The organism is Haemophilus parainfluenzae (assembly GCF_014931375.1).
GTDB lineage: Bacteria > Pseudomonadota > Gammaproteobacteria > Enterobacterales > Pasteurellaceae > Haemophilus_D.
This window is the reverse complement of the sequence record NZ_CP063117.1, coordinates 1384415-1400283: the sequence shown is the minus strand read 5'-3', so window position 1 is coordinate 1400283 and position 15869 is coordinate 1384415. Positions and strand designations below refer to the sequence as shown.

General features: G+C 41.6%; 15 protein-coding genes. 3 read left to right on the top strand and 12 right to left on the bottom strand.

The window, feature by feature from the left end; translation table 11 throughout:
* The first annotated feature begins 1 nt into the window (after position 1).
* Genes cbiM through INP95_RS06800 form a run of 3 tightly spaced genes read left to right on the top strand, consistent with a single transcriptional unit; the run spans position 2 to position 1895 of the window.
* On the top strand, positions 2 to 613 hold the full coding sequence (cbiM, locus tag INP95_RS06810; RefSeq protein WP_070590778.1) for a cobalt transporter CbiM: 612 nt from the start codon (positions 2 to 4) through the stop codon (positions 611 to 613).
* Positions 610 to 1254: an energy-coupling factor transporter transmembrane component T family protein gene (locus tag INP95_RS06805; RefSeq protein WP_197560401.1), complete on the top strand. Its 645-nt coding sequence runs from the start codon at positions 610 to 612 to the stop codon at positions 1252 to 1254. Before cbiM ends, INP95_RS06805 begins: the two co-directional genes overlap by 4 nt.
* Entirely contained in the window at positions 1254 to 1895 is a 642-nt protein-coding gene (locus tag INP95_RS06800) for an energy-coupling factor ABC transporter ATP-binding protein (protein WP_197560400.1), read from the top strand. Before INP95_RS06805 ends, INP95_RS06800 begins: the two co-directional genes overlap by 1 nt.
* Positions 1896 to 1980: 85 nt before the next feature.
* Here INP95_RS06800 and fdhF read toward each other — a convergent pair whose 3' ends face one another.
* The 12 genes from fdhF to INP95_RS06735 form a co-directional block, all read right to left on the bottom strand.
* Positions 1981 to 4140 carry a formate dehydrogenase subunit alpha gene (gene fdhF, locus INP95_RS06795; protein ID WP_232088532.1) on the bottom strand — a complete coding sequence of 720 codons (2160 nt, stop codon included), beginning with the start codon at positions 4138 to 4140 and terminating at the stop codon, positions 1981 to 1983.
* A 176-nt stretch (positions 4141 to 4316) separates the two neighbouring features.
* Entirely contained in the window at positions 4317 to 4775 is a 459-nt protein-coding gene (hycI, locus tag INP95_RS06785; protein WP_197560398.1) for a hydrogenase maturation peptidase HycI, read from the bottom strand.
* Positions 4765 to 5172, bottom strand: coding sequence for a formate hydrogenlyase maturation HycH family protein (gene hycH / locus INP95_RS06780; protein WP_005696265.1), 408 nt, complete (start codon positions 5170 to 5172; stop codon positions 4765 to 4767). The genes hycI and hycH overlap by 11 nt, the downstream gene beginning before the upstream one ends.
* Before the next feature lie 44 nt (positions 5173 to 5216).
* Positions 5217 to 5993: an NADH-quinone oxidoreductase subunit B family protein gene (locus INP95_RS06775; protein ID WP_197560397.1), complete on the bottom strand. Its 777-nt coding sequence runs from the start codon at positions 5991 to 5993 to the stop codon at positions 5217 to 5219.
* Positions 5990 to 6637: a formate hydrogenlyase complex iron-sulfur subunit gene (locus INP95_RS06770; RefSeq protein ID WP_197560396.1), complete on the bottom strand. Its 648-nt coding sequence runs from the start codon at positions 6635 to 6637 to the stop codon at positions 5990 to 5992. The genes INP95_RS06775 and INP95_RS06770 overlap by 4 nt, the downstream gene beginning before the upstream one ends.
* Before the next feature lie 12 nt (positions 6638 to 6649).
* Positions 6650 to 8380, bottom strand: a complete 1731-nt coding sequence (locus INP95_RS06765; RefSeq protein ID WP_049365604.1) for a hydrogenase large subunit — start codon at positions 8378 to 8380, stop codon at positions 6650 to 6652.
* A 20-nt stretch (positions 8381 to 8400) separates the two neighbouring features.
* The gene (locus INP95_RS06760) at positions 8401 to 9939 is read right to left on the bottom strand and encodes a hydrogenase 4 subunit F (protein ID WP_197560395.1); all 1539 of its coding nucleotides are present in this window, start codon (positions 9937 to 9939) and stop codon (positions 8401 to 8403) included.
* A gap of 4 nt (positions 9940 to 9943) precedes the next feature.
* Entirely contained in the window at positions 9944 to 10582 is a 639-nt protein-coding gene (hyfE, locus tag INP95_RS06755; protein ID WP_005697594.1) for a hydrogenase 4 membrane subunit, read from the bottom strand.
* Between the two features lie 15 nt (positions 10583 to 10597).
* Entirely contained in the window at positions 10598 to 12043 is a 1446-nt protein-coding gene (locus INP95_RS06750) for a hydrogenase 4 subunit D (RefSeq protein WP_197560394.1), read from the bottom strand.
* A gap of 11 nt (positions 12044 to 12054) precedes the next feature.
* A complete protein-coding gene (locus INP95_RS06745; RefSeq protein WP_197560393.1) occupies positions 12055 to 13017 on the bottom strand; it encodes a respiratory chain complex I subunit 1 family protein in 963 nt (320 codons plus the stop codon).
* A 10-nt stretch (positions 13018 to 13027) separates the two neighbouring features.
* Entirely contained in the window at positions 13028 to 15049 is a 2022-nt protein-coding gene (gene hyfB, locus INP95_RS06740; RefSeq protein WP_197560392.1) for a hydrogenase 4 subunit B, read from the bottom strand.
* 36 nt (positions 15050 to 15085) lie between these two features.
* The gene (locus tag INP95_RS06735) at positions 15086 to 15685 is read right to left on the bottom strand and encodes a 4Fe-4S dicluster domain-containing protein (protein ID WP_014065505.1); all 600 of its coding nucleotides are present in this window, start codon (positions 15683 to 15685) and stop codon (positions 15086 to 15088) included.
* Positions 15686 to 15869: the final 184 nt, after the last annotated feature.

Genomic DNA, 15869 nt, shown 5'->3' with positions numbered 1-15869 from the left:
TATGCATTTATCGGAAGGTGTGTTGCATACACCCGTATTGCTTAGTGGTGCAGCTGTCGCATTAGTCTGCGTAATGATTGGTCTTAAACGACTCAATTCGCAGCAATTGCCGCTAACAGCATTGTTTGCTGCTGCTTTTTTTGTTGCTGGAACCATTCATGTACCGGTAGGCATTGGTAGCGTGCATCTTATCTTAAACGGCATGGCTGGTCTGTTTCTTGGCTGGGCCGTTTTCCCTGCCTTTTTAATCGCATTAGTCCTACAAGCCCTGCTCTTTTCCTTCGGTGGATTTGCTGTATTAGGCGTCAATTTATGCGTAATGGCATTACCTGCTCTTCTTGTACATTGGTTATTTGCAAAAAGACTTGAAAATGACAATTCCCGTCGAACTCAAATTACTGCAGGTATTGGTGCTGGCGTGATCGGCGTTGGCGGTTCAGCCTTGCTCGCCTCTTTAGTCTTGGCTCTAGATGGTGGTAAAGCTTACAGCGATCTGATCATGCTGCTGGTAATATCACATATTCCTGTGTTTATTATCGACAGTATCGTCAGCGTCGGGGTGGTCTTATTGTTAAACAAAATGTATCCAACAGCGCTCAGTGTGGTGAAATGAATTTTCTTGCTATTTTTCAACCGCACTTGCGATTAATTTATGTGTTTTTGTGTGGACTTATCGTCAGCACAATGACACATATTTCAATGCTTATTATCCTTAATCTGATCGTATTCAGCGGGTTACTTATTACGCTAATTCGATATCAAAAATCCCTCGCCGATTATTTTAAATATTGGTTGAAACTGAATTTCTTTACTTTGCTTGTTTGGTTGACCTTAAGTTGGAAAATCACTGAACAAGGCTTAGCATTGAATCCAATGGGTATTCAGCTCGCGCTACTCATCACGCTACGTTTCAATTTAATTTTAAGCTTAACTCGCCTCTTGTTAATTGATATGAACGAGAGCCTTTTATTGCAAGCATTGTGTCGTTTGCCATTGCCTGAAAAACTACTTCACCTATTCGTTCTGACCGTGCGTTATATTTCTGTACTTGGTGATGTACATAAAAAAATGGATATGGCGATGCGCGCACGCGGATATCAGCCAAAACTTAACGGTAGAACCTTATTCATTGCATCACAACGTGTGGCATTATTATTAATTCATGCTCTCGTTAAAGCAGAAAAAACAGAAATGGCGCTAAAAGCACGTGGCTTTCAGCTGCATGATGTTAAAAAAACACAGGATAAATCTTGATGAACGTCCTCGAAGTCAAACAATTACAGATCATGCGCGACCAACGCGTGATTATTGATAACCTTTCTTTTGAACTCCCCGAAGGTCATCGCCTTTTTTTACAAGGTGATATTGGTTGTGGGAAATCAACCCTATTACACTGTTTATTAGGCTTTATACCTTACCAACAAGGTGAGATTCGCTGGTTCGATAACACCTGTCGCCAAGAAAAAGATTTTGTACCGTTACGCGGAAAGATTGGTATCTGTTTCCAACATGCGGGCGATCAACTGTTTGGTCCAACCGTACTTGATGATGTGGCGTTTGGTCCACTTAATCAGGGCTTGAACAGAAATGAAGCCTATCAAATTGCATTACAGCAACTAGAACGTCTGAATATTGTTAGGTTAAAAGATCGCTCAGTAAATACCTTATCTGGCGGTGAACAGAATTTTACTGCGCTAGCTGGTGTTCTGGCGATGCAGCCAAAAGTATTGCTGTTAGATGAACCAACCAATGGACTGGATGCAAAAAATATCGCCAAACTGACTGCACTTTTACGTGAACTACAGTTACCGATGCTTATTGCCTCACATGATTTACGCTTTAGTGAAACGCTCGCAGATTCCTGTTTATCTTTAGCTACGGATAACGATGGCTAAATGCATTCATAATGCGTAAGGAAATAATTCAATAAAAAAACGGGCGAACCATTTAAGTTCGCCCGTCATTCATTTATGACACTAATCAAGCCACAAGTGCGGTTTCTTTTAAGCGATTTTTTAATTTCGCGTATTCAGTTACCACATAGCGTTCAGCCCAGGCTTGGTCTTCGATTTTATCAATACGAACCGCGCTATATTTGTATTCCGGCGTTCTAGAACCCGGGTTCAAATGTTCAGCGGTTAATTCGTTACATTTACCGATCCACCATTGATAGGTCATATAACAAGCGCCTTTGTTTGTACGCGTGCTCACATCTGCACGAGAAATAACTTTACCGCGTGATGAGGCAATCCAAACCAAGTCGTTGTTTTTAATGCCCAATTCTTTGGCATCTTGATCGTTCATTTGTACGAATCCCGGCTCATCCGCAAGTGCAGCAAGAGCTCGGCAGTTACCTGTCATTGAACGGCAAGAATAGTGACCCACTTCACGAACTGTAGAAAGTATCAATGGGAATTCTTCAGAGAGATCTTCCATTGGTGGTTCCCAGTCGCAAGCAAAGAACTCAGCTTTGCCATTCGGACGGTCGAAGATTTGGCCTTTATACAAGTATGTTGTACCTTGATCTTCAGGGCCTTCGTCAGTACATGGCCATTGGATATAGCCCATGCCTTCCATTTTTTCGTAGGTTGCCCCTTTGTAAATTGGGCAAAGTGAACGAAGTTCATCCCAAATTTCTTTGGTATTGTTATAGTGCATTGGGTAACCCATTGCTGTAGCTAGTTCACTAATGATCACCCAGTCATCCTTGACGTCGCCAGTTGGTTCAACGGCTTTATAGAAACGTTGGAAACCACGGTCAGCGGCACTATACACACCTTCATGCTCAGCACAAGAAGTGGCAGGCAATAAAATATCTGCTTCTGCGGCTGTTTGAGTCATAAAGATATCTTGAACGATGAGAAGTTCAACTTTCTCGAAGGCTTTTTTAACCGCATTAATATCAGGCTCAGTTTGTAATGTATCCTCACCCATGATATAGAATGCTTTAATTTTATCTTCCATGATTGCTTCAGGCACTTCACTCAATGGCACACCTGGTTTGGTTGGAATAGATGGCACGCCCCAAGCTTTCGCAAATTTTGCGTTAGTTTCTGGGTCTGCAAAACTTTGATAGCCTGGTAATGTGTTGAATAATGCGCCCATATCGCACGCGCCCTGTACGTTGTTTTGACCACGTACTGGGTTTACCCCAACATTTGGTTTACCTAAGTTACCGGTAAGCATTGCCAAGCTTGCTAATGCACGTACGGTTTCTACACCTTGACGGAATTGACAAACGCCCATACCCCATAAGATAGTAGCGGTTTCCGCTTTCGCATAAGTGCGGGCAATTTCACGCAACATTTCAGGCTCAATACCTGTGATGTGTTGAGTGGATTCCGGTGTATAAGCTTTCACGGTTTCATAGAACGCATCGAAGTTTTCGGTGTGTTCATCAATAAATTTTTGATCTTGTAATCCTTCTTCTAAAATCACATTCATCATCGCATTCAAGAATGCCACGTTAGACCCGTTAGCAAGCGGTGCATAAATATCCGCGATACGGGCTGTTTCGATTTTACGAGGGTCACAAACAATGATTTTCGCCCCTTTTGCTTTGGCGTGGTTAATCCGACGCGCCACAATAGGGTGTGAAGTGGAGGCATTATAGCCAAAAATGAATACGCATTTGGTATCTTCAATCTCAACAATTGAGTTGGACATTGCGCCGTTACCGACCGATTTGAGCAGACCTGTTACAGAAGGGCCGTGTCACACGCGCGCACAACAGTCAATGTTGTTATTTCCTAATACCGCACGGGCGAATTTTTGCATCACGAAGTTCACTTCGTTACCTGGTCCACGGGAAGAACCCGTTACCATAATCGATTCGTTACCGTACTTTTCTTTGATTTCACTGAGACGTCTTGCTGTGTAAGAAATCGCTTCTTCCCAGCTCACTGGTGTGAATGGTTCGCCACGTTTGTAGCGGATCATCGGTTGAGTTAGGCGAGGAGTCAGGATTTTTGTATCATGCACAAAATCCCAGCCATAATATCCTTTTAGGCATAACTCCCCTTCGTTTGTCTTGCCGTTTGCACCTTCAGCTCCCACAATTTTGTTGTTTTCCACCAAAAGATGGATTTTACAACCTGAGGCACAATACGGACATACGGTAATTACTTTTTTAATAGCCATAGTAACGTCCTTATTTTAGATACAACACGAGGTTAGAGATAGAATTAGAATAATTAATTCTGGGTATATATTACACCCAAAATCAGTTTATAGTCTTACAAAAAACATGGATTTATTGATATAAAACAGGTTTTCGTAATATTTTTAAAATATTTTAGAAAATCACCCTCACTTTTTTACAAAACAGGAATCTCTTCAAGCGATCTTCCCTCTTTTAAAAAATCATACATAAATTGCACAGACTCTTTTACGCTTTCTGTAATTGGAAAACCAAAGGAAACCAGATCGGGTTGAAGCCCCACGAAAACAATTTGTTTAATATCTTGTTCCAGTTGTTCAATGAGGTAATTAAGCGGCATATTATGCGTACTCATGAAAAACATTTCAGCAATGCTCTCTTTTTCAATGATTCGGATTTTGCCTGGTACTAATTCCATATCAGCCGCATCGAAAATTAAAAGCAAATCAGGTTTCATGTCTCGCACAATATGTGCAACATTCTCTGGTGCTGAGCCGCCGTCAAGTACGGTCCAATTTGGCAATGGATTTTCACTCAATAACTGATAGAGATAAGGGCCCGCACCGTCATCCCCCATCATGCTGTTGCCAACGGTTAAGATCACATTATTCGTCACGACGTTTCACCATAATATACATCACAGGTTCACGCTGAATCGATGCTAACGTATCCATCAGAATTTCGACCCACTCTTGATGTTCTGGGGTGAAATTGGCTTTATTTTCATCCATCGCTTTCGCCAATAAATTGACATGGCTAGAATCAATCACTATTTCACCGAATCGCATTAAGCCGGCAAATTTACGTTTAGCATCCCCTTCTGGAAAGCTATCTACAAAACGTTGATAAGCATCGTAGTCGCAAACCAGTAATTTTTTAAAACAATCAATTACGCCAACATGGTGACCAATCGCCAAAGAGTAATACATCACCTGTTTTGCTTGCTCTGGCACCTGTTCATCGTTTTCGACGAAACGTTCGTTTAATAAATAGAAAAAGACTTTCGTTGTCATAACATTCCCATTTTTATAGGGGCAATCACTTGCCCCATCATTAATTATCCCGAAAACGGCAGACTAATCGCATGCAAACGATTGACGATTTCGCTTAAACGCGGATCGGCTTCGCGTTCTAGGTATTCACCTAAACGTACACCAAATGGCACTTTGTCATTTTCTGCCATCATTGCCATAAATTGGTTAGCGATGTTACCGCCTTGACGATAACCAGCAAGACGACGCGCTTCACGTTCAAGACTAATACGCAAATCCAACGGAATAGTTGGGAAACGTAATTTAGCTTCTGCGTTAGGATCGGCTTTTTCTTGTTTACCTTTGAGCTTTTGATCAAGCAAACCAAGCGCTACCGCGAATCCATAAATAGTTGCTGCAGGGGTTGGAGGACAGCCTGGGATATACACATCAATTGGCACAATTTGATCACTACCGCCCCAAACACAATAAAGATCATGGAAAATACCGCCACCACAACCGCAAGCACCGTAAGAAATACAGATTTTTGGATCAGGCGCAGCTTGGTAAGCACGCATTGCTGGCGTACGCATCGCACGGGTAACCGCACCAGTGAATAATAAAATGTCCGCGTGACGAGGTGAAGCCACCACTTTAATACCAAAACGTTCCGCATCGAATGTTGGCGTAATGGTACTGAAAATTTCGATTTCACACCCATTACAACCGCCACAGTCCACACGATAAACGTAAGCTGAACGTTGAATATCTTTCAGTAACGTTTGTTTCATTTTGGCAATATTTTCATCAATACTAAACGGTGTTGATATGCCATTGACCGGCATTGGAATTTGTGTGTTCATCGTCTTTCGCCTCCTGCTAAAACGTTAGGTACATCAACCGCACTTTGTTCTCGTTGCTCGAGTGCTTTTTTAAAATTCAAGCGAACTGGCTCCTTAAAGTCGATTAATTTCATCCGCATATTGGATTCCATATTCGCGGTTTTTTCTAAGCTATGCTGACGTTTACAAACCGGACAAGTATGCAACTCCGCTAATTTTTGTTTCACTAATTCAGGTTTATCCAAAGTTTGTTTGAATAAATCAATGGTGTAATTCAATTCTTTATAAGAAATAAACGGTTTACCACATTCCTGGCAAGTTACTGTCGCAAAGGTGGTTTCTTGGAAAAGATCCTGTTTATTGGTCACTGAGAGTTCAAAATCTTGTGACAAGCGAATGGCTTTAGTTGGGCAAACTTCTTCGCAACGTCCACAGAAAATACAACGACCAAGGAATAATGACCATGTGCGTTCACCTGTAACTGGGTTGGTTCTCATGGTCAACGCATTAGCTGGACAGGCAATAGTACAAGCCGCACAGACAATACATTGATCAGAATTGAGTTCCGGTTTTCCTCTAAAATCCTCATCGACTTCATAAGGTTTGAACGGATATTTGGTGGTGACATCACCTGCTTTAAATACCGTTTTTAGTAATTTAAACATTTTCCGCCTCCCCTATTTCAATGGTGAATTTTTACGTTCAATACCGTAGCGTTCAATTTCTTTATAATCTACAGTTTTCGCTTTGCGTTTACGCACATCCACCACGGTGACACGGTCGGTACAAGAATAGCAAGGGTCAAGACTACCAATAATAAGTGGCGCATCAGACACTGTATTGCCACGTAACATATAGCGTAAGGTTGGCCAGTTAGCATAAGTGGCAGCACGACAACGCCAACGGAAAAGTTTTTGGTTGTCGCCTAGCATTGACCAGTGAATATCTTCGCCACGTGGTGCTTCCGTAATCCCTAAAGCAAAACGTCCAGGCGTATAATTGAAACCTTCTTTTAAGATTTCGCCACTTGGCAAATTGTCCACCATGTAATCAATGATATTCATGGATTCAAACACTTCATTAATCCGCACTTTCACACGAGATAACACGTCACCATTGGCTTCAGTGAAGAGATTGAAAGGGATATCGCCATAACCGGAGAACGGATGTACTTTACGTACATCACGCGCAAAGCCAGAACCACGAATCATTGGACCAACCGGGCTAAAGTCACGAGCGATATCTTTTGCCAAGACACCAACACCTACCGTACGTTGCTCCATATTCGGTGTATTTAATAAAATATCGGTTAAGGTTTTGAGTTCTTCACGCATTTCGCCGATAAGTTTGATACATTGCTCACGTTGATGTTTCAACATATCACGACGCACACCACCGATAAGGTTAATACCATAGGTTTTACGTGCACCTGTTAGCACTTCTGCCAAGGTCATGGATTTCTCACGAACACGGAAGAATTGCATAAAGCCAGTATCAAAGCCGGTAAAGTGACTAGATAGACCTAAGTTTAATAAGTGACTGTGTAAACGTTCTACTTCTAATAAAATCGCGCGGATCCATTCAGCGCGTTTTGGAATTTGAATCCCTAAAGCACTTTCGACGGAATTGGCATAGGCCACACTATGTGTGAAGCCACAAATCCCACATACACGGTCAGCCAGGAAGTTAACTTGGTCGTAATCCATACGGGTTTCTGCCAATTTTTCCATACCACGGTGCACATAGAACAAACGATAGTCCGCATCAATGATATCTTCCCCATCTACGAACAAACGGAAGTGTCCAGGTTCATCGGAAGTGATATGTAACGGGCCAAGTGGAACGATACGTGCTTCGCCTTTTTCGTTAATAAATTCGTATGTTTCTGTCGCGGTTGTCGGATCTGGACGTAAACGGTAATCCATTGAGTCTTTACGTAATGGATAAAGATCATCTGGCCAATCATCTGGCAACACTAAGCGGCGTTGGTCAGGCAAACCGACGGCTTTCAAACCATACATATCGAATAATTCACGCTCACCCCAAACCGCCGCTTTGACTTTTGGTGTCACAGATGGAAATTCTAAGCTCACAGGATCAACTAAGGCTTTAATGGTGATAAAAGTTTTCACTTCCCCTTCCATGGAAAGCACGTAGTACACTGCATAGTTTCCATGAATTGAACGCTCATCATTCCCGAATACCAACGGTAACCAACCTTCATGTTGATAATAAAGGTATTCAACAACATCAGGTAACATATTGGTTTTAATGGTAAGTGTAACCTGATTTGGTGTTGACCACTCCTCATCCAAAATGGTATTTGGAAATTTTGCATTGACTGCTTCAATGTAATTTTTGCCAATCATTTTGGCTGGATCGACTGATGTATTTTTAGTTAATTCCATATATTTATCCCTCCTGTCGATCATTGCGCTAAACTTTGCCAAGGTAAAACTAACATTTCACCAAAAGACACTTGTTCAGATCCGAGTACAATTCCGACCGCACTTTTTAATAACTGCAAAATTGGTTCGGCAATATGAATACCCATAATAAACATGAATAACAATAAAATTGCCATCGCCACGAGTGAAACTTTGTTCACATCCCCCACTTCAACATTATCCGGTTGTTTGCCTAATACGGTTTTTAATACCATTAAAGACAATCCAGCTAACACGATAGTGAGTAAAATTAAACAGAACACCATTAACCAAGTTTTACCTGCGTAAATACCGGCAACAGCAATACTGAATTCACTGACGAACACGTTAAATGGTGGGATACCACCTAGTGCTAACGCACCACCGGCAAATAACACCGCCGTCATTGGTGCTACACGCCATAAACCACGTACTTGGTTCATATCACGGGTTTTATATTTTAATAATATGTTACCTGAAGCACAGAATAACAAGGTTTTCGCTAAACTATGGTTGATGGTATGTAATAAACCCGCAAATACACCGATTGGGCCACCTAAACCAAAGGCAAAGCTAATTAACCCCATGTTTTCAATACTGGAATATGCCAATAAACGTTTGATGTCGAATTGGACGATAATAAACAACGCCGCCACTAATACAGAGAGTAAACCAAATACCAACAATAAGGTTTGCGGGTATGTAGAACCGACTGCTTTAGAAACTAAGATGTAATAACGCAATACCACCAACATGGCACAATTCAATAATACAGCAGATAGAATCGCACTCACAGGACTTGGAGCCTCACTGTGTGCATCAGATAACCAAGTATGCATTGGAAATAGACCGCACTTAGTACCAAACCCAACCAAAATAAAGGCAAAAGCAAGATACATGAGCATTGGATTTAAACCTGCTGCCTGTTGATTGATTTCTGTCCAGAAAATAGCTTGGCTTGGATCAGCTAAAAGATTTGTTCCATTAGAGAACGTTAAAATTGTGCCATACAATCCAAACGCCACCCCAACTGAACAAATAATGATGTATTTCCATGCAGCCTCAAGAGAGGTTTTTTGTTTGTATGTACCGACCAAGAATGCTGAACTTAATGTGGTTGCTTCAATGGCTGCCCACATCAAAATCACATTATTGGTGATCACAGAAATGATCATGGTGAAGAAAAACAAATGCAAAAAGCCGTAATAATTGCAGTATGTTTTCAAATCAAGATGCCCTTCGCGATATTCAGTACTAATGTAACCGATAGAATAAATACCGGCTAACGTTCCAACAATAGCGATAAGACCTAAGAAAATAGCAGATAGACTGTCGATGTAAACCCAGTTATGTAATGCACTGATTTCCCCCTGAGTCAGCACACCATTAATAATTTGTAAGGTGAATGCCAACATCAAAATCAAACCTGTAACATGAAGTGCGGTACAAATTGTCCGTGTTTTTGTCACGCCACAAGCGAAACTGGCAAGTGATATTGCTAAAGGTGCGATTAATAACGCGATTATCCATTGTTCATACATAGCGTTACCCCTTCAAACTCATAAGTTGTTTTGCATCTAATGAATGGAATGTACGGTAAATTTTGTTTACCAACACCACCATTATGATGACGGCAAAGATAGCATCTGTGGCAATTCCGATTTCCACTAACTCAGGTGCTTTATTTGCCAATAAGGCTAATGTGAGATGAGAACCGTTTTCCATCAAACAATAACCGAATACTTGTTTTACGATATTGCGTTGGCTAACAATGCACACTAAACCTAATAAGAAGTGACTTAATGACACTGATAATGCCGGTTTAAGATGTGCAACCAATGGCAAATCGATTGGGACAACAACAAAGTAGCACAATGTCACTATCACTGCTGTGATCGGGATCAACCAAGCGACATTTATTCCTGCTGGAGTTTGACTTTCATCAACTTTTTTCATCGCATAGATTAAAATCGCTGGTACCAAAACCACTTTGGTAATAAATGCGCTGATTGACCACATGTAAAGTTCATGGGCTTGCATTTCATTGGCAAGATAGACAAACAGTAATACCAACACCAACGATTGCAAACTGTAAAACAATGCAGCTTTTTTGGCGGTTCGAACCATAATTACGCAAAGAGAGGTAATAATGAGTAAACACGCAAGTCCATTTATCATTAACATAGATTCCTCCTTAACCTAACCAGCCAAACCTAACCAATATGCGGCGATAAAACTGGACACCACGGACATTACCATTAATACAACTAACACAAAACGCATAGAGAATGGTATAGGTTGTGCATTGACAACTGCTTCTGATGGTTTACCGATGACACATTGTCCGAATTTATATAATAACCATACGAATGTCGCGGTAGATTCAACTAAAGCAAGCACCATCAACCAAGTGATCCAACCGTACTCTTGGCCTAACTCAAATCCGGCCGCAAATAATGGATATTTACTGAAGAATCCATTAAACGGCGGCACCCCGGCAATCGCTAACGCGGCTACGCCAAATCCTGCACCGACCACGGGCATTGTACGCATAATGCCTTGTAGTAATGGCATAGAACGAGTTCCTGTCGCATAACTTAATGAACCAGCAACTAAGAAGAATAAGCTTTTCGCGAAAGCATGGTTAAAGATGTAACTAATTGCTGCCACAAAGGCCAATTTAGAGCCTAATGCAGCAAGAGAAATCCCAATGAAAATATAAGAAAGTTGGGTAATAGTTGAGTACGCCAATAAACGTTTTAAGTCAGTTTGTGGCAAGTACATCAAGAAGCCATAAATTAAGGTAATCATCGCCATAATGATGCCGACTTCGCCCACAATATGTGGAATCTCACCAGCAGACATAACAGAGCGAGCGAAAATATAGACCCCAACTTTTACCATTGATGCGGCGTGCAAATACGCACTCACCGGTGTTGGTGCTTCCATCGCATTCGGTAACCAAATTTGCATTGGTAATTGTGCTGATTTACCCCACGCTGCAAACATCACACCGAATAATACGATGGTTTTCGCACTCGGATCTAAATGTTCTAACGCTGTGATAGAGAAAGTACCTGATTGGCTGAACAAATAGGCTGCAGCAATATATAACCCGATTGCACCCACGTGGGTAATAATCAAGGCTTTCATTGCGGCGGCTTGGGCTTTTGGTGTTTGATAATAACTGATCAATGCCCAAGAACATCCCCCGGTAATTTCGAAGAACAATAATTGTCCTGCTAAAGTTGAGGAATACACCAAGCCTGCCATGGCACCGATAAAAATCAGCAAGAATGCATAAAAACGTGGTAACCCATTATGTGGGTGTTCACGGTTTTTATCAGTTAAGTAACCACAAGAATATAAGCAGATTAAGAAACCTAAGGCCACAACGGCAAAGGCAATTAATGTACTGACTGCATCAAGCGTTACACCAAAGATCGCGGTTTTATCAAAAGCGACGATGTCATAAGTGACGCTTTGATGACCATCGGCAAACCATTGTCCTGCGACTAACAAGGTTCCCAGCGTAGCAAGCGCAGCAAATACTGTGGCAATTTGAGCAAAATGTTTTTTATTCAAACCGACAATAAACGCCCCTACGAAAGGTAAAATGATTGTAATCAGAGCTAAACGTTCCATATTTGTCCTCCTTACAACCCAGTGAAGTAAAATACAAACGCCAACACAGAAATGCCGAAGCCGACCACGGTTAAACGTCCTGTTAACATAAAGCGGGTACGAGAAAGTGTGTTCTCAAAAACACAAGCCAATACGAACACCACTAATAATTTCACGAAGAATAAAATGCCACCTAAAATGACCGCACTTAAGCTCATCTCTGTCGGGATACCGAAAGGAAGCAACACACTCACAAAGATAGATGCTACAACCATAGATTTTAAGCTTAAGCCGACTTTTAATAAGGCGAGTGCTGGACCAGAGTATTCTGTCAATGGACCTTCTTGTAATTCTTGTTCCGCTTCCGCCAAATCAAATGGAATTTTACCCATTTCAATAAATACGGCGAAGAATGCTGCAGCGATAGCAATCACTGTCGCAATTGGATATTGCCAAGTGTTATCGGAAAGTGCATTACCGATAACCGCAAAATTGGTTGAACCGGCAATTAACGCAATGACAAGGAATGCCAACATGAGAATTGGCTCTACCAAGACACCTAATGTGACTTCACGACTTGCTCCTAAACTTGAGAATGTGCTGTTTGAATCCAAACCCGCAATTGAAAAGAAGAAACGGAACAAGGCGAATAAGTAAATCACGGTGATTAAATCACTGCCAGCTCCAAATGGTGCAACACGAGTAAATAAAGGCAAACTCATGGCAACCACCATCACTGTGCTAATTAGCACATAAGGCATCGCTTTAGAAACCCACCCCGCATTGTCTGGCCAAATGTTTTGACGTTTCATTAATTTTGCAATGTCACGATAATCTTGTAACACGCCAGGACCCCGACGAGATTGAATACGAGCACGGATCATACGTGAAATACCGGAAAATAACGGTGCAAGGGCAAGCAAAATCAAGGCTTGCACAATGGCAAAAACAAACATTCCGGCAGATGTTGCAATTTCTGAAGGTAACGTAATCATCTTCAACCTCCTACATCAACGCAATGGAAAGTAGTATTGCCACCAAGGCAATCACGAAGTACACACAGTACACACGGAAATCACCTTGTTGCAACCATTGAATTTTAGTTCCTAACCAAGGAATAAAACGAGCGATTGGCATCGTCATTTTTTCTTCCCAGAAAGGTTCAGCTTTTGTTGCACCTTTAATTACCGCTTGGATACCTTTATCACCTAAAGGTGCGGGATCCAACACTTCGCGCAAGGTATAAAGTGATTTGAAAATCGTACGCAACTGACGAGTGAAACTACCTGCAGAGGCCGCCATATCTTGTTCATAAGCATAACCACAAGCCCATGGATTGCCTTTTGCACGATCGGATAAACGTTGATTTTTGGTGAAGGCGTAAAAACTAAATGGCAAGAAGAAGAATGCCAATAGCATGATAGTCACCATCGGTGTTGAAAGCGCGGTATGCGGTTCAGCTTGTGCGACCACCACGCCATTTTGAGCCAACATTAGCGGTTCGCTATGAGCAAGTGCGGTCGAAATTTTCGCAATTATTGGCGTTACAACAGATGCGCCAACACCGAGCAACACACAACATAACGCTAATACCGCCATGGCAATCACCATTGGTTTTGGCACTTCACGTGCATTGGCTGCTTTTTCGCTACGCGGTGCACCACCGAAACTGATACCGTACACTTTCACGAAACAAAGTGCTGCTAACGCACCCGTTAATGCCAACATAATGATGGCAATTGGACCGGCAAGTTTTAATACGAAGTCATCACTTTGGCTTAATGTGAACAAGGATTGATAAGTAAACCATTCACTGACGAAACCATTAAATGGTGGCAATGCAGAAATCGCCATGGTACCAATTAAGAAACAGAACGCAGTGTAAGGCATAAGTTTGCCTAAGCCACCCATTAAGTCCATGTCTTTAGTATGCAAACGATACATTACAGAGCCTGCACCTAAGAATAATAAGCCTTTGAATACAGCATGGTTAAGTAAGTGGTATAACCCACCAAGTAAGCCCACGGTTGCTAATACTGGATGATGTGTCGCGATACCAATCATACCAACGCCTACACCCATCATAATGATGCCGATATTTTCTACCGTGTGATAAGCCAAGAGTTTTTTGATGTCATGTTCTGCCAAGGCATAAAGTACGCCGAGTACGGAAGATACTGCACCGAAACCAAGTACGATAACGCCATACCAAACATTGGTAGAACCGAGAAGATCAACACCTACTTTAATGATCCCGAAAATACCAATTTTTACCATCACTCCAGACATCATCGCTGAGGCATGAGAAGGTGCAGCTGGGTGAGCTTTTGGTAACCAGCTATGTAATGGAATCATCCCTGCTTTGGCACCAAAACCTAAAAATGCCAAAATAAAGGCGGTAAAGGCAAGCGGTGCCGGTAAAGTAGTTTGACGGAATGCGCTAAATTCAAAGCTACCGGCATAGCAGTAGAAAATGAAGAAGGCGATCATAATTAATACCGAACCGGCATGCGCAATAAAGAAATAAAGCAAGCCTGCATTTACGGCATTATCATCTTGTTCGGTAAGGACTAAGAAATAAGATGCCAATGACATCATTTCAAAGAATACAAGGAAGTAGAACGCATTATCGCTGGTGACTAACGCAACCATGGAAGCGATAAATAAATTCATAAAAAAGCCCATAGAACCTGCGCCTTTACCTTTATATTCTTTTACATATGAGAAAGAATAAAGTGCAGTCACAATCACTAATAAAGAAATAACACACACCATAAACGCCGCCAATCCGTCAATACGGATGGAGAACGAGGCAAATTCAAATGGGGTTTTGAAAACATCAACGACTGTGTCGCTGCTGATCAGAACGGGGATGCAGGCAACAATACCTAACACTCCAGCAAGTACACCGGTCACGCCGGATATATTGATTGAAAGTTGTTCGTTTCGTCTCACTGCGAGCGAAATAAACGCACCTACGACATAAATCAACAGGGTCGTGATGAGTAAATTGATTGGTAAACTCATAATATCACTCCATTGATTACAAGTTAAACACACTAATTATCTTGGGATAGCAGGCGAAGAAACCATGGCCATTTCACGTTTTCTTTCGTTAGCCTGCTTGATACTCTCATCACTAATAATAAATAACGTTTTGGTCGGGCAGGTTTGCACACAAGCCGGACCATCTTCACGGAAATAGCAAAGATCGCATTTCACCGCAATGGCTTTCACACCTGGTTGCCATGCCAACATATTGTGTAAATCCGTATTATCTGGTGCAGTACGAATATCTCGTTTTACCGCATCAGTGAAGGAGAATCCTTCATAATAGGTTGGTGCGTCAATCGGTGCAGAACCATGTTGGGTAATTGCACCGAATGGGCAAGCAATACCACAAAGTTTACAACCGATACAGAGACTTTCGTTAAGTTGAATAGTGTCATTGATATGTGTGATTGCGTGCACCGGACACACAGTAGCACATGGTGAATCATCGCAATGACGACAGAGAATTGGCACGGTTACATCGTCATTACGCATGACTTGTAAGCGTGGGAAAGATTGTAATCCGAAAGCTTTATGCACTTCACTACAAGCGGCCATACAGGTGTTGCATCCAATGCAATCCTTCGGATCACCGATTACAAAACGATTCATACATTCCCCTCCTTGTATGTAAATAACGTTTTTTACAATAACCACTCTAGGAGTAAGGATACTCCTGTAAAAAAGTAAAGCTCAAGAACTAATTCGAAAATTTGTGATTAAGATCAAAAGATTTCCATTGTTTTTCTATTACTCTGATGCACCTGTTAAATAACAGTGAAACATAATAATTTTA